The sequence below is a fragment of the Amycolatopsis sp. NPDC006131 genome, assembly GCF_040614175.1.
Lineage (GTDB): Bacteria > Actinomycetota > Actinomycetes > Mycobacteriales > Pseudonocardiaceae > Amycolatopsis_E > Amycolatopsis_E tucumanensis.
On sequence record NZ_JBEXTX010000048.1, the window covers coordinates 24,602 to 43,767 of the forward strand.

Below are 19,166 nucleotides of genomic sequence, written 5' to 3' on the forward strand. Positions count from 1 at the left end.
GGCAGGCGCGGCGGGATTGCCGCGCCCGAAACAGGAAAGTCAGACGGTGGTGCGGAACCGGCGCCGGTAGGCGGCCGGCGTGGTGCCGATCTGCTTGCGCATCGCCCGGTGCAGCGTCTCCACCGAGCCGAGCCCGCATGCCGCGGCGATCCGGTCCAGCGGCTCGTCGGTGCTCTCCAGCAGGCGGCGCGCGGCCTCGACCCGGGCGGCCTCGACGTAGGCGGCCGGCGTGCGGCCGGTCTCCTGCCGGAAGACGCGGGCGAAGTGCCGCTCGCTCAGGCACATCCGGGCCGCCAGCGCCGCGGTGGACAGGTCGCCGCCGAGGTGGTCGGCGATGAACATCCGCAGCTCGTCGATGTCCCGGCGCGCGGCGGGCGGCGAGCTCAGCGGGACCGAAAACTGGCTCTGCCCGCCCTGGCGCTTGAGGTACATGACCAGCTGCCGCGCCACGTCCAGGGCGACCTCCTCGCCCAGGTCCTCGGCCACCAGCGCCAGCGCGAGGTCCATGCAGGCGCTGATCCCGGCGCCGGTCCACACGTCCCCGCAGCGTACGAAGATCGGGTCGGGGTCCACCCGCACCGCCGGGTGGTCGGCGGCCAGCTGCGCGGCGGTCGACCAGTGGGTGGTGGCGGTCTTGCCGTCCAGCAGCCCGGCCGCGGCCAGCACGTGCGCTCCCACGCACACCGAGGCGACGCGGCGGGCCTGCGGCGCGGTCGCCTTCACCCAGGTCACCACGTCCTGGTCGATCCGGGCGACCGGCCCGTCCGGGCGCAGGTCGACCGCGCCGGGCACCAGGAGAGTGTCCAGCGCGCCGTCCACCTCGGCGAACGCGAGATCGGTCACCAGCCGCACCCCCGCCGACGTCGTGACGACGCCGCCGTCCGGTCCGGCGAGCTGGACGGCGTAGCCGGCCGCGCCCCGGGTCGTCCGGTTGGCCAGCGTGAACACCTCGGCCGGGCCGGTGACGTCGAGGAGGTCGACGTCGGGGAAGACCGCGATCACGACACGGCGGGTGGTTGCCATGCACCCATCGTGACCGGCGGCGGCCATGGCGGCAATGACGGTGTTCTGTCACATCCGGACACGCCTCACAATCGGGGGCGCTGTCTCGTCAAGAGGGGGAGCACGAGACCGAGGGAGCCACCATGACCACCGATCCGGGCCTGAGCGCCGTCATCAGCGAGCGGCGTCAGCTGATCAACCTCGCGTACCGGCTGCTCGGCACCCTCGCCGACGCCGAGGACGTCGTGCAGGAGACCTACGCCCGGTGGTACTCCCTGTCCCGCGCCCAGCAGGAGGCGATCGAGTCCCCGGGCGCCTGGCTGACGACCGTGGCCAGCCGGATCTGCCTCGACCTGCTCGGCTCGGCCCGCGCCCGCCGCGAGCGGTACGTCGGCGAGTGGATCCCGGAGCCCCTGCCCGACCGCGAGTCCGCCGCCGACCCGGCCGACCGCGTCACGCTCGACGAGTCGGTCAGCATGGCCTTCCTCGTCGTGCTCGACGCGATGACCCCGGCCGAGCGGGTGGCGTTCGTGCTGCACGACGTTTTCCGCTACCCGTTCGCCGAGGTCGCCGAGATCGTCGGCCGCACACCCGCGGCGTGCCGTCAGCTCGCCACGTCGGCGCGGCGCCGCGTCCGCGACGCGCGGGTGCCCGCCGCCTCCGCCGAGCAGCGGGCGGAGGTCGTCCGGAACTTCAAGCGGGCGTGGGAAAACCGGGACATCCGGGCGCTGGTCGGGCTGCTCGACCCCGGCGCGACGGTGGTCGCCGACGGCGGCGGTCTCGTCAGCGCCGCGCCGCACCCGATCGAAGGCGCGGAGGAGATCGCCCGCTACATGGCCGCGCTCGTCGAGCAGGCCCCCGGTCTCGGCTTGGAGGAACGCCCGGTCAACGGCCAGCCCGGCCTGGTGGTCCGGCACGCCGGCCGCACCGAGGCGGTGCTGGCGTTCGAGGTCGACGGCGACCGCGTGACCCGCATCTGGGCGGTGCGCAATCCGGAGAAACTGCGGCCCTGGACCGATTCCTGACCCCTGCCCGGTTTGTCTAGGCTGAGGGCCGGACGACGGGGGTGTGCGATGAGCGTGCGCAGTGCGGAGTTCCACGAGATGGTGGACGCGCTGGCGGAGGTCGAGCGCGGCAAGGGCAGCGAGTACACGTCCTACAGCGTGCGCGGCAAGCGGTTCGGCTACTACTGGCCGCGCACGGAGACCGTGGGGCTGAAGCAGACCCTGATCGAGCAGCAGGCGCTGGTCGCGGAGCGGCCGGAGGTGTTCGAGGAGCAGTTCACCGCGGGCGGGTTCGGCTGGGTGGTGGTCCACCTGGCCGGCATCGACGCCGACGAGCTGGCCGAACTGGTCTACGAGGCGTGGCGGCTGTCCGCGCCGGAGGAGCTCATCGCCGCGCAGCCGTTGCCGCGGTAGCGATCACCACGTCACCGGCGGCACGACCTCGCCGGTCGCGCGCCCGTCCGGGGTGAGCAGCCAGCCCATCCGCTTGGGGGTGCGCAGGTTGATCCCGTTGTCGCGCACGGTGAGCCACGGCAGCTTCTCCCCGATGAGGCGCTCCAGCCGCAGCAGGTCGGCCAGCGACCGGGTCCACACGGTGAAGGCGATGTTGCTGTCGCCGGTGGTGGACAGGCACATCCGCAGTTCCGGCAGCGTCGTGATCGCCTCGACGGTGCGCTGCTGGTCGGCCGGGGCGACGCTGGCCAGCCAGGTGCTGCTGATCGGCCAGCGCGACACCGACTGGGCGACCTCGCACCGGAACGACAGCAGCCCCGAGGCGAGCAGCCGGGCCATCTGCCGCCGCACGGTCGCCGGGTTGCGGCCGGTCAGCGACGCCAGCTCGGCGGCCGTGCGCCGCCCGTCGTGGGCCAGCGCGGAGATCAACGGGCCCGCGTTCGGCGGCGCGGTCACGCCCGGCGCCGGGCGGGTGGCCCGGGCCGTGGCCTCGAACGCCAGCTCCTGCGACCGGTTCAGCGCGTCCAGCCGCCACGAGCTGCCGTCGCGGTGGGTGGCGCTGACGACGTGCGTGCGCTGCCGCTGCACGCCGGGCATTCGCGGCAGGTCGTCGAGCACGAACGTGGTCAGCCCGGCCAGATCGGGGGTGATCACGGTGAGCAGCAGGTCGCGGCCGCGCGTCGACTCCTCGACGGTGACCGCGCGCGGATCCGCGCACACCGCCCGCAGCACCTCGTCCCGCGCGTCGGGCTGGCAGTCCACCTCGACCAGCGCCAGGACGACCCGCCGGTAGTCGCCACCGGGGTGGGCCGTCACCCACGCCACCCCGGCCTCCCGCAGGCGGGCCCAGCGCGCCGCCACCGTCGCCGGGGTCGTGCCCAGGATCCTGGCCGCGTCCGCCCAGGTCACCCGCGGCGCGATCTGCAGCCCGTGGAGCAGCTCGAGGTCCCGCTCGTCCAGGTCCGGATGCACGAAAACCTTCCTGAGTCCGGAAACGGTGCGCGAATCATGCGATTTCGGCGGCCACAGGGTAGCCGCTGCGCAAACTCCTGGGAACAACGTGACCACGAGGAGGGCGAGAACGGATGTCGGTGGTGGCGGACGCCAGGGCGATGGCGGAGGACCTCGTCCGGCTGCGGCGGGACCTGCACCGCGAGCCGGAGGTCGGCCTGCACCTGCCCCGCACGCAGGAGCGCGTGCTCGCGGCGCTGGACGGCCTGCCGCTGGAGATCACCACCGGCCGCAGCTCCACCGCGGTCACCGCCGTGCTGCGGGGCGCCCGCTCCGGCCGGGCGGTGCTGCTGCGCGCCGACATGGACGGGCTGCCCGTGCAGGAGGCGACCGGGCTGGACTACGCCTCCCGCGCCGAGGGGACCATGCACGCCTGCGGGCACGACCTGCACACCGCGATGCTCGCCGGCGCCGCCCGGCTGCTGTCCGACCGCCGCGAGCATCTGGACGGGGACGTGGTGTTCATGTTCCAACCGGGGGAGGAGGGCTGGGAGGGCGCCCGGGCGATGATCGACGAAGGCGTGCTCGACGCGGCAGGCCCGCGTGTGGAAGCCGCATACGGGCTGCACGTGTTCTCCACGTTCGAGCGCGGCTTCACCAGCAGGCCCGGCCCGATGATGGCAGCCTCCGCGTCGTTCGCGGTCACCGTGCGCGGCCGCGGCGGGCACGGCTCGGCCCCGCACCTGGCGCGCGACCCGGTGCCGGTGGCCGCCGAGATGATCACCGCGCTGCAGACGATGGTCACCCGCCGGTTCGACGTGTTCGACCCCGTGGTGCTCACCGTCGGGGTGGTGCGGGCGGGATCGCGCAGCAACATCATCCCGGAGACCGCCCGGTTCGAGGCCACCGTCCGGACCTTCTCCCGCGACGCCGGGCAGCGTGTGCGGGACGCCGCGGTCCGGCTGGTCCGGGGGATCGCACAGGCCCACGACGTCGAGGCCGACGCCGAGTACCTGGAAGCCCGCCCCGCGACGGTCAACGACGACGGCGAGACCGCGTTCGCCCGCGACGTGGTGCGCGAGACGTTCGGCGACGACGGCTACGCCACCATGCCCCACCCCATCGCCGGCGCCGAGGACTTCTCCCGGGTCCTCGCCGAGGTGCCCGGCTGCTTCCTCGCCCTCGGCGCGCTGCCCGCCGGCGCCGACCCGCGCCGGGCGGCGTTCAACCACAGCCCCCACGCCGTGTTCGACGACTCCGTGCTCGCCGACGGCGCGGCCCTGTTCACCGAGCTGGCACGGCGCCGGCTCGCGTCCGAAGGAGACCGACCATGACCGAGACCGCGCAGCGCGGCACCCGGGCCCCGGCCACGAGCCGCACCACCACGCTCGTCGGCACCGGGCTCGGGCACGCGCTCGAGTGGTACGACTGGGGCATCTACGCGATCTTCGTGCCGTTCTTCGCCACGCAGTTCTTCGACCGCGGCAACCAGTTCTCCGCGGTGCTGTCCAGCCTGGCCGTGTTCGCCGTCGGGTTCGTCGCGCGGCCGCTGGGCGGGCTGCTGTTCGGCTGGTTCGCCGACCGCGCCGGGCGGCGGACCGCGATGACGGTCACGGTCGCGACCATCGCGGGCGCCAGCTTCGTCATCGGCATCGCCCCCACCTACGCCGCCGTCGGCGCGTGGGCGTCGCTGATCCTGCTGCTCGCCCGCGTGGTGCAGGGCCTGGCGTGCGGCGGGGAACTGCCGTCCGCGCAGACCTACCTGTCCGAAATGGCGCCCGCGGCACAGCGCGGGCGCTGGTCCAGCCTGATCTACATCGCCAGCGTCTTCGGCAACACCGTCGGCGTCGTGCTCGGGCTCGTCCTCACGGTCGTGCTGACGCCGGAGCAGATGCAGTCCTTCGGCTGGCGCATTCCGTTCCTGCTCGGCGGCGTCTTCGGGCTGGTGGCCGTCTACATGCGACGGAACCTGACCGAGAGCGAGACCTTCACCGCGTCGCGGCGGCGGGAGAAGGTCCGGCTGTGGCCGGCGATCCTGGAGCACCGCAGGCAGGCGCTGCAGGTGATCGGGCTGTCCATCGGGTTCACCGTCGTCTACTACTCGTGGGTGATCGCCGCCCCGGCGTACGCGATCAGCTCCCTGCACATCGGGTCGACCGCCGCGCTGTGGGCCGGGGTCGGGTCGGCGGTGATCCTCATGGTCACCATGCCGTTCTGGGGCATGCTGTCCGACCGGATCGGGCGGAAACCAGTGCTGCTGATCTCCACCCTCGGGTGCGCGGCGCTGCTGTTCCCGGTTCAGTTCATCGTGCGTGCCAGCGCGTGGCAGCTGTTCCTGGGCATGAGCCTGGCGGCGGTGTTCATCTCCGCCGGGGTGTCGATCCTGCCCGCGGTGTACGCGGAGATGTTCCCGACCGCGATCCGCGCGCTGGGGCTCGCCGTGCCGTACTCGATCGCCGTCGCGGCCTTCGGCGGGACCGCGCCGTATCTTCAGGCGTGGGTGGGCGCCGAGTTCGGCCGCTCCGCCTTCACCGGGTACCTCGTCCTGCTGATGCTGGTGTCCAGTGCCGCCATCGCCACCCTGCCCGAGACCCGAGCCAAGGAACTGAGCTGAACCATGTCCCTGCTGGACGCGCTGACCGACGGCCACCGCATCGCCGATCTCTCGCAGCCGCTGGAGAACGGCATGCCGTCCTCGCCGACGCACCCGCCGTTCCGGTTCGCGCTCGCCCAGCGGCACGGTGACGTCGTCCGCGAGGACGGCCTGACCGGGTCGCACGAGCTCATCACCATGGGCGGGCATGTCGGCACCCACATGGACGCGGTCAGCCACGTCGCGGCCGACGGTGTCCTGCACGGCGGGGTGCCGGTGGCGCAGGCGCTGGAGCGGGGACGCTACCGGGTCGGCGGCATCGAGGCGGTGCCGCCGATCCTGTGCCGCGGGGTGCTGTTCGACATCCCGCGGCTGCGGGGCGTGCCGCGGCTCGGGCCCGGGGAGGCCGTCACGGCGGAGGACCTCGCGGCGACCGGCCTGGAAGTGCGCGCGGGGGACGTCGCGCTCGTCCGCACCGGGTGGGCGCAGCTGTGGGCCCGGCCCGCGGATTATCTCGGCGGCGAGGGTGGCGTGCCGGGACTGGACGCGAGCGGCGCGCGGTGGCTGGCCGAGCGCGGGTTGCGCGCTGTCGGCGGCGACACGATCGCGCTGGAGCAGATCAGCCCCGAGGCGGGGCTGGGGCGGTTGCCGGTGCACCGGATCCTGTTGCAGGAGAACGGGATCAACATCATCGAGGTGATGAACCTGGAGGACCTGGCGGCGGCGGGACCAGCGGAGTTCCTGTTCGTGTGCGCGCCGCTGCCGGTCGTCGGGGCCACTGGCGCGCCCGTGCGGCCGCTGGCAGTGTGGTGACGCGTGACCGGTCAGAGGGAACGGATGCTCGCGGGGGAGCTGTACCGCGCGGACCACCCGGAGCTGCAGGCCGCGCTGCGGCGGGCGGCGGAGCTGCAGCGGCGGTTCAACGACGGCGGGGACCCGGCGGTGCTGCGTCAGCTGCTGGGGTCGCTGGGGGAGGACGCCGAGGTGCGGCCGCCGCTGTACGTCGACTACGGCTCGCACATCGGCATCGGGCCGCGCGCGTTCCTCAACTACGGCGCGGTGCTGCTGGACGTCGCCCCGATCACGATCGGCGCGGACGCCCAGATCGGCCCCGGCGTGCAGCTGCTGACCCCCACCCACCCGCTCGACGCGCGGCTGCGGCGGGAGAAGTGGGAGGCCGCGGAGCCGATCACCCTGCACGACAACGTGTGGCTCGGCGGTGGCGTGATCGTGTGCCCCGGCGTGACGATCGGCGAGAACACCGTGGTGGGTGCGGGGTCGGTGGTGACGCGCGACCTGCCGCCAGACGTGGTGGCGGTCGGCAACCCGGCGCGCGTGGTGAAGAAACTCTGAATTCCCTCCCCGTCCTGTCGATCCGGCGCGTGGTGGCTCGACGTACCGGTAAGGACGAGGAGAAAGGACGAGAGCGATGACCACCACGACGCTGCTGACCCGGATCGCACTGGACGACGCGCTCGTCGCCGAGGACCACGCCGAGGAGTGCGGGTTCCTGGACCCGCTGGACCGGATCACCTGCCCGGTGCACCGCCGCTGGATCCACCAGTGCTGCCACAGCGACCTGCACGTCAGCCAGGTCAGCGGGCACCGGTGGTGCCGCCCGTGCAAACGGGCGCTGGAGGTGGCGGTCGACGAGGTGCTCGGCACGGTCGCCCTGAGGTGCCCCAAGTGCGCCCGCGGAAGCCACACCCGCGCCGACGCGCAACTGATCACCGCCTGCGAAGCGAGCCTCGCCGCGGCATCCCGCAGCGCGCGGCGCGCCGCCTGAGAAGCTTTCGGGTACGTCGACCAGTGGGGACAGGCGCCCCGAGTCCCGCTCGATGCGCACCGCGACACCTGCGCGACGGAGTAGTCCTCGGTGCGCATCGCGAAAGCCTCGCGCCGAAGTCGTGGGTGCCCACCGCGGAAACCAGGCGCTGAAGCCGTGTTCGGTGCGCTCCGCGACGTCCGTCCCCCCGCGTGGCGGGCCTGGTGGTTCGCGGCCACGCCCACCTGATCGCCGACCGGACGCGGCAGCGCACCTGGGCCTCGCCGGAGGCTCACCTGGAAACCGTGGAGACCCTGCGTGCGCTCCGCTCCCTGCCCGGCGGCCATCGCGACGCGGTGGTGCTCGCCGCGGAGGGGTTCTCCCTCCGGGAGATCGCCGATGCCCTCGGGATTTCGGTGCCCGCGGCCAAGAAGCGCGTCTCGCGGGGGCGGCGGGCGCTGCGGGACCTTCTCGAACCGCCCGGCGGGAGGCACAGCGATGATTGACGACGACGTCCTGACCGCCCGGCTGACCGCCGCGGGCGCGCACCTCGACCGCCTCTTCACGACCGATCTCGACGATCCGGTGCGCGTCCGGGCGTTCCGGGCTCGGGTGGCGCGCGAGGTCGCCGGCGACGGGCTCGCCGCCGCCGTGGCCGGGGATCCCGTCGCGGTCGAACGGCTTCTCGCGGAGATCCGGCCGTTGGTCGTCCGGTACTGCCGGGCCCGCGTCGGCAGGCACGGGTCGTTCGCCGCCGCCGACGACGTCGCCCAGGAGGTGTGCCTCGCGGTGCTCACCGCCCTGCCCGGCTACCGCGACCAGGGCCGGCCGTTCCTCGCGTTCGTCTACGGCATCGCCCAGCACAAGGTCGCCGACGCCCACCGCGCGGCGGGCCGGAACCGGGCGGAACCCGTCGCGGAGGTGCCGGACCAGGCCGACGGCGACACCGGCCCCGAGGCGCGCCTGCTGCACCGCGAACTGAACGACCGCATGTCGCGCTTGCTGCGGGTGCTGCCGGACAAGCAGCGGGAAATCGTGGTGCTGCGGGTGGTCGCCGGGTTGTCCGCGGAGGAGACGGCCGAGCTGGTCGGGTCGACGCCGGGCGCCGTGCGCGTCGCGCAGCACCGGGCGCTCGCGAGCCTGCGCAAGGCCCTCGCCGCCAGCGAGGTCTAGCGTGCCCACTCCGGCACCCACACGTCCCCGCCGGCGGTGGCCCGGTGGCGGCTGCGCAGGTAGTCGAGGAAGCTCGCCAGCACCGGGTGGGCGTTGTCGGCCCGCCAGATCACCGAGTGCGGGTACACCGGCGTCGGACCGACGACCGGGATCCGGCGCAGGTCGTAGCTCTCCGGCCACAGGTACCGCGAGCCCTCGCCGACGAAGGTCGCCAGCAGGGCCGAGTCGGCGATCTCCGCGAGCAGCGCCTCCACCCCGAAGCTCGGCCCGATCGTGTCGATGGTGAGCCCGAACGCGGCCGCGAGGTCCTCGTAGTAGCCCTTCGCCTCGGTGTCGGCGAGGCCGGGCATCCAGATCGGGTGCCCGGCGAGCTCGGTGAGCGTCACCGCGGCCGCGCCGGCCAGCGGGTGCCGCGGACCGACCAGCACCTGGTGCCGGTCGTCGATCACCCGTGCCGCCCGCAGCCCGGCAGGCACCTTCCCGGCGGTCGCCCGCAGCGACCGGAAGGTGGCGTCGAGCGTGCCCGCCACGACCTCGGCCAGCGCCGACGCCGCGTCCACGGTCAGCGTGACCACGTCCAGTTCGATGCCGGGCTGCTGCCGGTAGAAGTCGTGCAGGATGCCGGCGGCCGCGACCCGCCGGTTCAGCACGTCGATCCGCAGCGCCCGCCGCCCCGGTGTGACCGCCGTCAGCGCGCGCTCGGCCGCGCGGAGCAGTTCGCGGGCGTGCGGCAGGAACGCCTGCCCGTCCACGGTGAGCCGCACACCGCCGGCCGTGCGCACGAACAGCCGCACGCCGAGCTGCCGCTCCAGGCCGGCCACCCGTTTCGACGCCGCCTGCTGCGTGACGCCCAGCTCGTCCGCGGCCGCCTGGAACCGGCCCGCCGCGGCGACCGCGGCGAAGGTCCGCACCGCCTCGAGATCCACGGCGCCGAACCTACTGCCACAACCAGCGGTTGTGCCGCCGCGTCGAGGCGGTTGTTGACAAAAGGCAGGTATTTACCTGCATAATGGTCGGCGTGAGCGCGGAAGCGATGGACGCGGTGTTCAAGGCGCTGGCCGACCCGACCCGGCGGCTGGTGCTCGACCGCCTGCGGGAGCAGAACGGGCAGACCCTGAGCCAGGTGTGCGAGCCGCTGGGGATGGCCCGTCAGTCGGCGACCCAGCACCTCGACGTCCTGGTGCGGGCCAATCTTGTGACCGTGGTGCGCCGCGGCCGGGAACGCCTGCACTACCTCAACCCCGGGCCCATTCACGAGATCGAGCAGCGCTGGATCGCCGAGTTCGACAAACCCCGGCTGCGTGCGCTCGCGGCCATCAAAGACCAGGCAGAGGAGTACGCCATGACCGTCCCGGACTACGTCTACGTCACCTACATCCGCGCGAGCGCCGACCAGGTGTGGCGGGCGCTCACCGACGCGGACCTGACCGCCCGCTACTGGGGGCACGCCAACATCTCCGACTGGCAGCCAGGTTCGGTGTGGGAGCACCGCCGCGTGGACGGGTCGGGCGCCGTGGACGTGGTGGGCAAGGTGCTCGAGTCCGAGCCGCCGACCCGTCTGGTGATCACGTTCGAGGATTCGCTGGGCGAGTCGCGGGACCCGTCGGTGGTCACCTTCCTCGTCGAGCCGCACGAGCAGATCGTGCGCCTCACCGTGACCCACGAGAGGCTGCCCAACGTGGAGATGCGCAACGGCATCTCCAGCGGCTGGCCCGCGGTGCTGGCGAACCTGAAGTCGCTGCTGGAGACCGGGGACGTGCTGCCGCAGGCGCCGTGGGAGATGTCGGAGGCGCACGCCTGACCGGGCCGCGCTGAGCGGTTGCCCGCTCTGTGGGACGGCTACCGCGAATCCGCCGGAATCCTCCATGATCCGAGGGACTTCCACGGCTCAGGGGGTGGTGACGGTGGCCCGGATCCTCCGCGCGTTCGGTCGCGCGCTCGGCAGCATCGGGCACGCGATGGTGCCGGCCGGCGCGCCCTACGACGTCGGTTTCGGTGTCGGCCACCAGCTGGTCCAGGTGGAAGCGCACGCTGTTCGGGTGCAGCCCGAGCCGCCGGGCCAGTTCGGCCACGCCCACCGGGCCCGTCTCCCGGATGGCGCGCAGCACTTCGGCACGGCGTCCCGGCACCTGGTGCGTCATCGTGGCCTCCCCTGCGCGCGGGTTATCCTGGGCCTGAATTTATCCAAGGATTTTTCGTACTAACAGGGCAGGGTTGGATTGCGCACCACGGCACACCGGCACGGCCCGAGCGAAACCCTCCCGGCGAACCTCCAGGAGATCGCCGCGGCGGGCGACGGCGCGCCGGGCATCCTGTGGCGGCTGCGCGAGGAGGGCCGCCAGCTCGACGCGAACCTCGTGCACCTGCCCGCGGGCGAGCGGATCGGCACGCACGCCGAGCCCGACCTCGACCTGCTGCTGGTGGTCGTGACCGGCGCCGGGAAGCTGACCACCGGCGAGGAGACGCTCGACGTCGGCCCCGGCTCGCTGATGTGGCTGGCGCACGGGCAGGCCAGGGCGATCGAGGCGGGCCCGGAGGGCCTGTCGTACCTGACCGTGCACCGCCGCCGCCCGGGGATGCGGATCGGGCTCCGCTAGCGGGGGCGATCGCGACCCCACGGGCGGCGGGGCAAGGCGGGAGACGGCACATCGCCGCGCCGCGGGCTGCGGGCACCGGCCTGCCGCCTCCGGGTGCGGCGGAACCGGGGTGCGCTACCCCCGCGGGGCGCGGCAGCCGCCGCCGGCCCGGACGACCGAAATCCTCCCGGCGCAACGGCGATCGCCGCGCCAAGCCGCGCCGCCCGCAGGCGGTGGGGCCGGAGCGATCGGCGCATCACCGCCCGACGGGCTGCCGACGGCCGGCCGCTATCGCCGCCGGGTGCGGAGGTAGTCGCTGATCACCGCGGCTCCCAGGCCGTCCACCTCGGGCGCCACGACGCGCCCGCCCGACCGGCGCGCGATCAGGTCCACGAACGCCGCCAGCCGCGGGTCGTCGCCGAGGCGGAACACCGACACCGAGGCGCCCATCTTCGCCAGGCGGTCCACTTCGGACAGCGTCTTGACCAGGGTGCGGGGCTGGGGCGGGTAGTCGAACTCCGCGGTGCCGTCCGGTTCCAGGTGGGCGGTCGGCTCCCCGTCGGTCACCATCAGCACCACCGGCTGGGCGTCCGGGTGCCGCCGCAGGTGCCGCCCGGCCAGCAGCAGCGCGTGGTGCGCGTTGGTGCCCTGCTCCCACACCCCCTCCAGCCCGACCAGCTCCGGCAGCTCCACCGTCGCCGCGTACCGGCCGAAGGTGATCAGCTGCAGCGCGTCGTTGCGGAACCGCGTGGAGATGAGCTGGTGCAGCGCCAGCGCGGTGCGCTTCATCGGCAGCCAGCGCCCCTCCGACACCATCGACCACGACGTGTCCACCAGCAGCGCCACCGCGGCTCGCGACCGCAGCTCGGTCTCCACCACCTCCACGTCGGACACGTCCAGCCGCACCGCGCCGCCGCCCGTCGAGGCCGTCCGCAGCACCGCGTTGCGCACCGTGCGGGACACCTCCCACGGTTCGCGGTCGCCGAACTGCCACGGCCGGCTCGCCCCGGTCGGCTCACCCGCCGCGCCCGCCGACTCCGTCTGCCGCTCGCCGGTCTTGCCGCGCAGCGAGTGCACGATGTCCGACAGCGCGGTCTCCCCCAGGCGCCGCAACGCCTTCGGGGTCAGCCGCAGCGAGCCGTCCGGCGCGCGTTCGAACAGGCCCTGCGACCGCAGCTCCCGCTCCAGCTCGGAGAGCCGCCGCGCGTCGACCCCGGCGTCCGGCCCGAGCTGGCGTTCCAGCGCCTCCAGGTCGATGTCCTCCAGGCGGGCGCCGGGGTAGGACTGGGCCAGCTGCTCGGCCAGCGCGTCCAGCTCGGCCAGGTCGGCCATCGCCTGCGCGCCCTCGCCCAGCCCCAGCGGGTCCTGGCCGCGGAACCGCGCCGAGGACGTCCAGTCCTCCCCCGGCCGCATCGCCTGCAGCCGCGCGTCCAGGCCGGCCAGCTGCTGCCCGATGCGCGGGTCGCCGAACGCCTGCTGCGCCAGCTCGGCCAGCTCGGCCCGCTGCTCGGCCGACATCGAGTTCAGCATCCGCTGCGCGGCGGCCGCCCGCGCGGCCAGCGCGTCGATCAACTCGTCCACGTCGCGCGGGTTCTCCGGGAAGAACTCGCCGTGGCGGCGCATGAACTCGTCGAACCGCTCGTCGATGTCGTCCACGCCGCGGGCATGCGCGTCAAGCAGGGCGTTCAGGTCGGCCAGCATCTGGTGGACGCGCTCGACGTCCTCCTGGCTGGTGCTCTGCAGCGCCTGCTTCATGCCCTCGAACCGCGCGTCGAGCATCTCCCGGCCGAGCAGGTCGCGGATCTGCTCGTACTTCTCCCGGCCCTCCTCGGACCGCCACGGGTACTCCGACAGCTCGCGCACCGCGGCGGCCGTGCCCGGCGGCAGCGCGTCGAGCTGCGCCTCGGCGAAGCGGGCGTCGTCGGACGGGTCGGGGAACAGCGCCCGCTTCTCCGCGTCCAGCGCCTCGTCGAGCAGGCGCCGCACCTCCTGCAGCGTGCCGTCGAGGCGGTGCCGCCGCTGGATCTCGGCGCGGCGCTGCCACACGCGGCGGGTCATCTCGTCGAGCCCGCGCGTGTTGCGGGTGCCGCGGCGCAGCAGCTCCTCCAGCGCCGACCGCGGCGACGCGCCGTCCATGACCTCGCGGCCGATCTCGTCGAGCGCCTCGCGCAGGTCGATCGGCGGGGCGAGCGGGTCGGGGCCCTCGTGCCACGGCCCGTAGGACCAGCCCTCGGGTGCGGTGCTCACGGCCCGTACACCGTGGTCGCCTCGTCGGAGTCCTTGGCCAGCTGCCGCGCCAGGTACAGCGACTCCAGCGCCAGCTCGACGGCCGCCGCGATGCGTCCCGGCTCGTCGGTGGCCGACACCCCGGCGCGCTCGGCGACCTCGTGCAGCACCGGCAGCTCGGGCAGCGCGGCGAGCAGGTCCGCGCCCGGCACACGCTCGCCGGTGGCGACCAGGTGCCCGTTGGACACCGCCTCGACCAGCGGGCGCAGGTTGAGCCCGCCGAAGCGCTCGCGAGCGGTCTCGGCCACCGCGCGGCGCAGCAGGTGCACCAGGTGCTCGGTCTCGCGGCCCTCCTCGCCCGGCTCGAACTCGATCTTGCCGCGCAGCACGGCGGGCACGGCCTCCAGGTCGACCGGGCGCGCCACGGCCGGGTGCTCGCCGGTCAGCGCCGCCCGGCGCAGCGCCGCCGCCGCGACGGTTTCCGCCGCCGCGACCGCGAACCGGGCCGAGACGCCGGACCGCTGGTCGACCACGGTCGACTCGCGCAGGTTGCGCACGAACCGGGCCAGCACCTCCAGCAGCGGCTCGCCGACCTCGGCGACCAGGTTCGCCTCCTGGCGCACCACGTCCACCTCGGCGGCGACGGTCAGCGGGTAGTGGGTGCGGATCTCGGCGCCGAAGCGGTCCTTGAGCGGGGTGATGATCCGGCCGCGGTTGGTGTAGTCCTCGGGGTTGGCGGTGGCGACGAGCAGCACGTCCAGCGGCAGCCGCAGCGTGTAGCCGCGGATCTGGATGTCGCGCTCCTCCATCACGTTGAGCAGCGCGACCTGGATGCGCTCGGCGAGGTCGGGCAGCTCGTTGATCGCCACGATGCCGCGGTGCGCGCGCGGCACGAGTCCGAAGTGGATGGTCTCCGGATCGCCCAGGCTGCGACCCTCGGCCACCTTCACCGGGTCGACGTCGCCGATCAGGTCGCCCACCGAGGTGTCCGGCGTGGCCAGCTTCTCGGTGTAGCGCTGATCGCGGTGCAGCCAGGTCACCGGCAGGTCGTCGCCCAGTTCGGCGGCGCGCCGCCGCGAGGCCGGGGTGATCGGCTCCAGCGGGTGCTCGGCCAGCTCGGAGCCCTCGATCACCGGGGTCCACTCGTCGAGCAGGCCGGCCAGGGTGCGCAGCAGGCGCGTCTTGCCCTGGCCGCGCTCGCCGAGCAGCACGACGTCGTGCCCGGCCAGCAGGGCGCGTTCGAACTGGGGCAGCACCGTCCGGTCGAACCCGACGATCCCCGGCCACGGGTTCCGGCCCTCGCGCAGCGCGGCGAGGAGGTTGTCGTGGATCTCGGTCTTGATGCTGCGCGGCAGGTGCCCGGCGGCGCGCAGCTCTCCCGCGGTGCGCGGGAGGTTCTCGGGTGCGGGTGTCACGACTACGACGCTACGCACGTCCCGCGGTGTCGTCGACGTGGAGCAACTCCAGCGTCCGGGTGCCGTATTCTGGATCGCCGTGTGCTGTCCCAGTGCGACCCTCACCGTGTGGGCCTCGGCGTGGCTGTCCGGCGCCGCCGCGTCCGACGACGTCCTCGACGCGCTCCTGGCGTGGGGCGAGGCCCACGAGGTGGTGGCCGCGGACGCCGAAGCCGCGGTGACGCTCGACCTCCCGCTCGCCGGCGACTTCCCCGGCACGCCCGTCCAGCTGCTCGCCGCGTTGCGCGCGCACGGCGCCGGCCCGGCCCGGCTGGTGCTGCCCGCGCCCGGCGACCCGCGTGGTCTCGGCGGCGGCGGGCCGTTCACCGAGGCCGCGATGCGGGCGGGTGAGGCCGTGCTGCTGCCCGGGCTGGGGTTCGGGCTGGTGCCGGTGCCGATCGCGGAGGGGCTGGTGCGCTGGTCGGTGCACAAGGTCGCGGTGCCGCTGAGCCCGGACTACGTGGCGCTGAGCGAGGCGGAGCACGGCCTGACCGACGCGATCCGCGATTCCGCGGGCGCGCTGCAGGCGCTGGACGTCGCGCGGGACCGGCCGGGGGTGCGTGCCGAACTGGCGGCCAAGCTGCGGGCGCGGCCGCACCTGAACTGGCCTGCCGGAACTCCGGGGCGGGCGCTGCGGGTGCTGCAGCGGGCCGACGAGGTGGGCGCGATCCTGGCGATCGCGGAGATCGACGAGCCGGGCGGCGCGCTGTCGTCGTCGGCTGCGGTGCGCCGCGCCGACGCCCTGCGCCCGCTGCGCACGGCGGTCCGCACGGCCCGGCACGCCGCGATCAACGAAGCGGTCCGGCAACTCACCGAACAGGGTGACCGGCAGCCCTGATCGGCGGCTTGACAGCGTGGTGTTTCCTTCATCCGCACACATCGTCGTAGCGGCAGGAGACATCTTCCGTGGATCTCGGTGACCCCACCACCAACCCGATCTCGTTCACGCTCGGTTCGGCCGACGAGTTCTTCACCGAGCCGGTCGGCGCGCGGGACGAGGACGGCTACCGGCGCGCCTGGCAGCGCGTGGTGGCCGAGCACGGCGCCGAAGCCGCCCGGGTCACCCGCATCGCCGCCTACTGGGAGCCCTCCGCCGCGGACCGCAGGTTCCTCGACGAGACCTTCGCCGACGCCGGGCTGCAGTTCATCTTCGAGCGGCCGGAGCCGGCAGGCTGGGACGGCGCGCTGGCGAAGGCGCAGCAGGTGCTCGACGAGATCCTGCGCGCCGAGGAGGCCGAGGAGCTGGCGGCGGAAGCCCGTCGCACCAGGGAGAAGCAGGCGGACGGCGAGCTGCTGCCGGTGCTGCGCAGCGGTTCCCTCGGCGGCAGCGACGTGGTGCGGCAGACGATGCCGTGGCTGCCGGTGGCCGGGCGCGACCTGTTCGCCACGTTCGCCTACACCGCGCTGACGCCGCACGGCACGGTCGGGATGCGGCACGTGCTCAACAACCACCTCGACGGGGAGGCGGACTTCACCGGGATCGTCACGGCCGCGCTGGACTCGGTCAAGGACGGCCTGGTCCTGGAGGAGGCCGTCACCGAGACCGGGCGCCTGATCCGGATGCACCGCCCGGACGGCTTCGGCGCGGCCGGCGCGGTCATGCTGCCCGACTTCCACGAGCGGATGTCCGGCATCCACGGCTGGGACGAGCTGACGGTGGCGATCCTCTGCCCGGACGACCTGTGGATCACGCGGTCCGGCACCCCGGACGCCGACCGGCTCGCGCAAGAGGTGCGGGCGGCCGGGCAGCAGGCGCCCGAGCTGCGGCCGTCGCTGCTGAGCGTCACCGCGACCGCGATCGACCTGCTCGCGGAAAGCGCTTCCTGACCCGCCTTCCGGTTCAGGTGACCGGTCCCGGCTGGAGCACCAGCGCGGGCTTGCCGTCGACCGTGGTGAGACCGACCTCGATCGACGGGGACCCGCGGAAGCCGAAGCTCGCGCCGCCGAGGCCGGGGCCGATGCTGGACTGCGCGCCGCCGCCCTGGGGGTAGGTGACGCTGAAGGTGAGGCCCTCCGCGCTGATCGCGGTGACGCGCATCGAGGCGTAGTGGAACCGCGCGGCGTCCAGCGGGATGGTGGTGGGCTTGGACAGCAGCAGGGTGCAGTCGCCGTCGAAGCAGTCCCGCACCCTCGAGCTCGGCGGGGCGGGCGGGTTCGGGTTCGCGGTCGTGGTCGTCGGCTCCGCGGAGGTCGAGGTGGTCGGTGGGACGGTGGTGGCCGGGGCCGTGGTCGGTGGGGCCGGCGTGGTGGACGGCGGGGGCTGCTGCGCGACCGGGGCGGCGGTGCCGCAGCCGGCGAGGACCAGGGACAGGGCCGTGAGGGCGAAGACGTGCTTGCGCATGGTCCATGGGTAACGGGGATCGCGGCCGGGGTGGGTGCCGTTGTCCGGTTCCTGCCGTGGTCCGGAGTGGACGGTCACGCTTGAGCAGCGACACCGCACCCGCGTTGCCCGCCACTGTCACGTTCCCGCCGCGGCCCGGAATGAACCGTCACGCCCGCGGGCGCCGGATCCGCCGGGGGTCGGGCTGGGGTGCCTCCGGTTTGAGCGGCGACACCGTGCCCGGGTTCGCGACCTGCCACACCTCGCGGTCGAGCGTCTCCGGCTCCGCGGGCGCGGCCGTCTTCGCCGACATCGCCACCGGCCGGTAGCCGGCGGCGGTGGGATCGGCGACAGCCGACCGGCCACGCAGCCGTGCCGGGACACCCGGCGTCGCCTGGCCGGCCCGGGTGCGCCGCTCCTCTCCCGCCGGGGAGACCCTGGACCGGCGGCCCGTCGTCGACGCGGTGGTGCCCGGAACCATCGGCGGCATCATCATGGGCGGCACCATCGCCCCGCCCGTGCCCGGTGATCCCGGTTTCGCCCCGGCCGCCAGGTCGGGCGGCTGCGGCGCCTGCGGGACCTGCGGCGCCGCGGCCAGCGGGACGGGGTGGGCGGCCCGCTCGATCCGGGGCGGCAGACCAGACCCCGCCGCGGCGCGAGGACCGGACCCCGCCGCGGCACGACGGCCGGACGCCGCGCGGCTCGTGGCTGCTCCGGGACGGGCACCACCCACCCCGGTCCGCGGGCCGGACTTCGCGCCCGGCCACCCGGCGCCGGACGGGACCGCGACCAGTCCCGGCATGGACACGCTCCCGGGCGGCAGCGACGAACCCGGCGCGAGGCCCGGCGTGAGACCGGGCGCGAGGTCGCCGGTGAGCACGAACACCGGCGCGGCACCGGCAGAGGCACCGCCCACCGCGGCCAGGACCGCCTCGGCGGCGGCGAGGAAGTACCGGTCGAGCTCGTCGAGATGACCGGCCGCTTCGGTATGGCTCGCCTCGGTGCCCCGCTCGACCGTGCCCGCGACCTTGCCGCGGGTCAGCACGAGCTGGGCGGCGAGGTCGTCGAGCGCGGCCCACGGCCGGGCCGCGGTGATCCGGTCGAGCGCCTCCTCGATCGCGGCACGACCACGCTCGGCACGCGCGGCGAAGTCCGCCCCGGTGGCGTCCGTCCACTCCGGACGCAGCCGGTCCAGTTCGCGGCCCAGCGCCGCGGAGAGGTCCCTCAGCTCGCCGGCGACCGTCCGCCACATCCGCGCGGCCTGCTCGACCCGCTCGAGGTGGCTGTGGGCCTCGACGTCGGCGAGCGCGAACTGCACCATCGCGGGCAGCCTGTCGTAGTCCACGATCACTCCTCCCCCGGCAGGAACGTGAAAGCACGCGCCCCGGCGTCGTCACCGGCCTGGTAGTCCGCCGCCGCGGCGGCCGCCGCCTCCCGCAGGGCCGTGATGGCGTCCCGGGTTTCGGCCAGGAACTCCGCGAGCGCGAGGGTGGCGACCGCGTCGGCGGCGGCGAACGTGCCGCACGCCTGCATGCCACCGGCGCAGGGCTCCGGTCCGGGCGGCTCCGTGACCGCGGCGGGCGGCTCGATCCGCGAGGCGAATTCGCGCATCGCGTCCGGGTCGCCGTCCAGCGTTTCGCACATGGCTC

Annotated in this window: 21 protein-coding genes and 1 pseudogene; 13 read left to right on the forward strand and 9 right to left on the reverse strand. The window is 74.2% G+C overall.

All coding sequences use genetic code 11. The features are described 5' to 3' along the window. Nucleotides 1-39: 39 nt before the first annotated feature. Nucleotides 40-1,023, reverse strand: coding sequence for a GlxA family transcriptional regulator (locus ABZ215_RS23570; RefSeq protein WP_027936584.1), 984 nt, complete (start codon nucleotides 1,021-1,023; stop codon nucleotides 40-42). A 122-nt stretch (nucleotides 1,024-1,145) separates the two neighbouring features. On the opposite strand from ABZ215_RS23570, the gene sigJ reads away from it, so the two are divergent. Both sigJ and ABZ215_RS23580 read left to right on the forward strand, forming a co-directional pair. After that, nucleotides 1,146-2,027, forward strand: a complete 882-nt coding sequence (gene sigJ, locus ABZ215_RS23575; RefSeq protein ID WP_354951595.1) for an RNA polymerase sigma factor SigJ — start codon at nucleotides 1,146-1,148, stop codon at nucleotides 2,025-2,027. Between the two features lie 48 nt (nucleotides 2,028-2,075). Further along, entirely contained in the window at nucleotides 2,076-2,420 is a 345-nt protein-coding gene (locus tag ABZ215_RS23580; RefSeq protein ID WP_020422805.1) for an MmcQ/YjbR family DNA-binding protein, read from the forward strand. Between the two features lie 3 nt (nucleotides 2,421-2,423). Here ABZ215_RS23580 and ABZ215_RS23585 read toward each other — a convergent pair whose 3' ends face one another. Further along, the gene (locus ABZ215_RS23585; RefSeq protein WP_354951597.1) at nucleotides 2,424-3,431 is read right to left on the reverse strand and encodes an Lrp/AsnC ligand binding domain-containing protein; all 1,008 of its coding nucleotides are present in this window, start codon (nucleotides 3,429-3,431) and stop codon (nucleotides 2,424-2,426) included. A gap of 113 nt (nucleotides 3,432-3,544) precedes the next feature. Between ABZ215_RS23585 and ABZ215_RS23590 the strand changes: the two genes are divergently transcribed. From ABZ215_RS23590 to ABZ215_RS23620, 7 genes are all read left to right on the forward strand, one after another. Continuing rightward, nucleotides 3,545-4,744 (forward strand): M20 family metallopeptidase, encoded by a 1,200-nt coding sequence (locus ABZ215_RS23590; RefSeq protein ID WP_354951600.1) that lies wholly within the window; start codon nucleotides 3,545-3,547, stop codon nucleotides 4,742-4,744. Further along, nucleotides 4,741-6,024, forward strand: a complete 1,284-nt coding sequence (locus ABZ215_RS23595; RefSeq protein WP_354951602.1) for an MFS transporter — start codon at nucleotides 4,741-4,743, stop codon at nucleotides 6,022-6,024. Before ABZ215_RS23590 ends, ABZ215_RS23595 begins: the two co-directional genes overlap by 4 nt. A gap of 3 nt (nucleotides 6,025-6,027) precedes the next feature. Beyond that, nucleotides 6,028-6,816, forward strand: coding sequence for a cyclase family protein (locus ABZ215_RS23600; RefSeq protein WP_354951604.1), 789 nt, complete (start codon nucleotides 6,028-6,030; stop codon nucleotides 6,814-6,816). 3 nt (nucleotides 6,817-6,819) lie between these two features. Next, nucleotides 6,820-7,356, forward strand: a complete 537-nt coding sequence (locus ABZ215_RS23605) for a sugar O-acetyltransferase (protein ID WP_354951606.1) — start codon at nucleotides 6,820-6,822, stop codon at nucleotides 7,354-7,356. A gap of 76 nt (nucleotides 7,357-7,432) precedes the next feature. Next, a complete protein-coding gene (locus ABZ215_RS23610; RefSeq protein ID WP_354710726.1) occupies nucleotides 7,433-7,789 on the forward strand; it encodes a hypothetical protein in 357 nt (118 codons plus the stop codon). 191 nt (nucleotides 7,790-7,980) lie between these two features. Then, on the forward strand, nucleotides 7,981-8,274 hold the full coding sequence (locus tag ABZ215_RS23615) for a sigma factor-like helix-turn-helix DNA-binding protein (protein WP_354951608.1): 294 nt from the start codon (nucleotides 7,981-7,983) through the stop codon (nucleotides 8,272-8,274). Continuing rightward, complete coding sequence (locus ABZ215_RS23620) at nucleotides 8,267-8,941, forward strand: sigma-70 family RNA polymerase sigma factor (protein ID WP_354951610.1); 675 nt, start codon at nucleotides 8,267-8,269, stop codon at nucleotides 8,939-8,941. Before ABZ215_RS23615 ends, ABZ215_RS23620 begins: the two co-directional genes overlap by 8 nt. Here ABZ215_RS23620 and ABZ215_RS23625 read toward each other — a convergent pair. Then, nucleotides 8,938-9,867: a LysR family transcriptional regulator gene (locus ABZ215_RS23625; RefSeq protein ID WP_354951612.1), complete on the reverse strand. Its 930-nt coding sequence runs from the start codon at nucleotides 9,865-9,867 to the stop codon at nucleotides 8,938-8,940. The two genes, ABZ215_RS23620 and ABZ215_RS23625, sit on opposite strands and share 4 nt — an antisense overlap. A gap of 83 nt (nucleotides 9,868-9,950) precedes the next feature. On the opposite strand from ABZ215_RS23625, the gene ABZ215_RS23630 reads away from it, so the two are divergent. Further along, entirely contained in the window at nucleotides 9,951-10,742 is a 792-nt protein-coding gene (locus ABZ215_RS23630) for a metalloregulator ArsR/SmtB family transcription factor (RefSeq protein ID WP_020422795.1), read from the forward strand. Nucleotides 10,743-10,995: 253 nt separating this feature from the next. On the opposite strand, the pseudogene ABZ215_RS23635 reads toward ABZ215_RS23630, so the two are convergent. Beyond that, nucleotides 10,996-11,082: pseudogene (locus ABZ215_RS23635) on the reverse strand (transcriptional regulator); the annotation flags it as partial. Between the two features lie 78 nt (nucleotides 11,083-11,160). On the opposite strand from ABZ215_RS23635, the gene ABZ215_RS23640 reads away from it, so the two are divergent. Next, nucleotides 11,161-11,538 carry a hypothetical protein gene (locus ABZ215_RS23640; RefSeq protein ID WP_354713297.1) on the forward strand — a complete coding sequence of 126 codons (378 nt, stop codon included), beginning with the start codon at nucleotides 11,161-11,163 and terminating at the stop codon, nucleotides 11,536-11,538. Nucleotides 11,539-11,805: 267 nt separating this feature from the next. On the opposite strand, the gene ABZ215_RS23645 is transcribed toward ABZ215_RS23640, so the two are convergent. Together ABZ215_RS23645 and ABZ215_RS23650 are read right to left on the reverse strand one after the other, a co-directional pair. Continuing rightward, a complete protein-coding gene (locus ABZ215_RS23645; RefSeq protein WP_020423224.1) occupies nucleotides 11,806-13,764 on the reverse strand; it encodes a VWA domain-containing protein in 1,959 nt (652 codons plus the stop codon). Further along, the gene (locus tag ABZ215_RS23650) at nucleotides 13,761-15,158 is read right to left on the reverse strand and encodes an ATP-binding protein (RefSeq protein ID WP_354951615.1); all 1,398 of its coding nucleotides are present in this window, start codon (nucleotides 15,156-15,158) and stop codon (nucleotides 13,761-13,763) included. Before ABZ215_RS23650 ends, ABZ215_RS23645 begins: the two co-directional genes overlap by 4 nt. 79 nt (nucleotides 15,159-15,237) lie before the next feature. On the opposite strand from ABZ215_RS23650, the gene ABZ215_RS23655 reads away from it, so the two are divergent. Then, nucleotides 15,238-16,035 carry a hypothetical protein gene (locus tag ABZ215_RS23655; protein ID WP_027936651.1) on the forward strand — a complete coding sequence of 266 codons (798 nt, stop codon included), beginning with the start codon at nucleotides 15,238-15,240 and terminating at the stop codon, nucleotides 16,033-16,035. A 68-nt stretch (nucleotides 16,036-16,103) separates the two neighbouring features. Beyond that, nucleotides 16,104-17,024, forward strand: a complete 921-nt coding sequence (locus tag ABZ215_RS23660; protein WP_354951617.1) for a hypothetical protein — start codon at nucleotides 16,104-16,106, stop codon at nucleotides 17,022-17,024. Between the two features lie 13 nt (nucleotides 17,025-17,037). Here the strand turns inward: ABZ215_RS23660 and ABZ215_RS23665 are convergent, their stop codons facing one another. From ABZ215_RS23665 to ABZ215_RS23675, 3 genes are all read right to left on the reverse strand, one after another. Beyond that, nucleotides 17,038-17,538: a hypothetical protein gene (locus ABZ215_RS23665; RefSeq protein WP_354713303.1), complete on the reverse strand. Its 501-nt coding sequence runs from the start codon at nucleotides 17,536-17,538 to the stop codon at nucleotides 17,038-17,040. A gap of 148 nt (nucleotides 17,539-17,686) precedes the next feature. Next, nucleotides 17,687-18,862: a hypothetical protein gene (locus ABZ215_RS23670; RefSeq protein WP_354951619.1), complete on the reverse strand. Its 1,176-nt coding sequence runs from the start codon at nucleotides 18,860-18,862 to the stop codon at nucleotides 17,687-17,689. A 2-nt stretch (nucleotides 18,863-18,864) separates the two neighbouring features. Then, a complete protein-coding gene (locus ABZ215_RS23675; protein WP_354951620.1) occupies nucleotides 18,865-19,161 on the reverse strand; it encodes a hypothetical protein in 297 nt (98 codons plus the stop codon). Nucleotides 19,162-19,166: the final 5 nt, after the last annotated feature.

Coding starts and splice junctions, on each gene's coding strand:
- ABZ215_RS23620 (WP_354951610.1), top strand. CDS start 8,267: ATGATTGACGACGACGTCCTGACCGCCCGGCTGACCGCCGCGGGCGCG.
- ABZ215_RS23595 (WP_354951602.1), top strand. CDS start 4,741: ATGACCGAGACCGCGCAGCGCGGCACCCGGGCCCCGGCCACGAGCCGC.
- ABZ215_RS23580 (WP_020422805.1), top strand. CDS start 2,076: ATGAGCGTGCGCAGTGCGGAGTTCCACGAGATGGTGGACGCGCTGGCG.
- sigJ (WP_354951595.1), top strand. CDS start 1,146: ATGACCACCGATCCGGGCCTGAGCGCCGTCATCAGCGAGCGGCGTCAG.
- ABZ215_RS23570 (WP_027936584.1), bottom strand. CDS start 1,023: ATGGCAACCACCCGCCGTGTCGTGATCGCGGTCTTCCCCGACGTCGAC.
- ABZ215_RS23600 (WP_354951604.1), top strand. CDS start 6,028: ATGTCCCTGCTGGACGCGCTGACCGACGGCCACCGCATCGCCGATCTC.
- ABZ215_RS23610 (WP_354710726.1), top strand. CDS start 7,433: ATGACCACCACGACGCTGCTGACCCGGATCGCACTGGACGACGCGCTC.
- ABZ215_RS23665 (WP_354713303.1), bottom strand. CDS start 17,538: ATGCGCAAGCACGTCTTCGCCCTCACGGCCCTGTCCCTGGTCCTCGCC.
- ABZ215_RS23630 (WP_020422795.1), top strand. CDS start 9,951: ATGGTCGGCGTGAGCGCGGAAGCGATGGACGCGGTGTTCAAGGCGCTG.
- ABZ215_RS23675 (WP_354951620.1), bottom strand. CDS start 19,161: ATGTGCGAAACGCTGGACGGCGACCCGGACGCGATGCGCGAATTCGCC.
- ABZ215_RS23590 (WP_354951600.1), top strand. CDS start 3,545: ATGTCGGTGGTGGCGGACGCCAGGGCGATGGCGGAGGACCTCGTCCGG.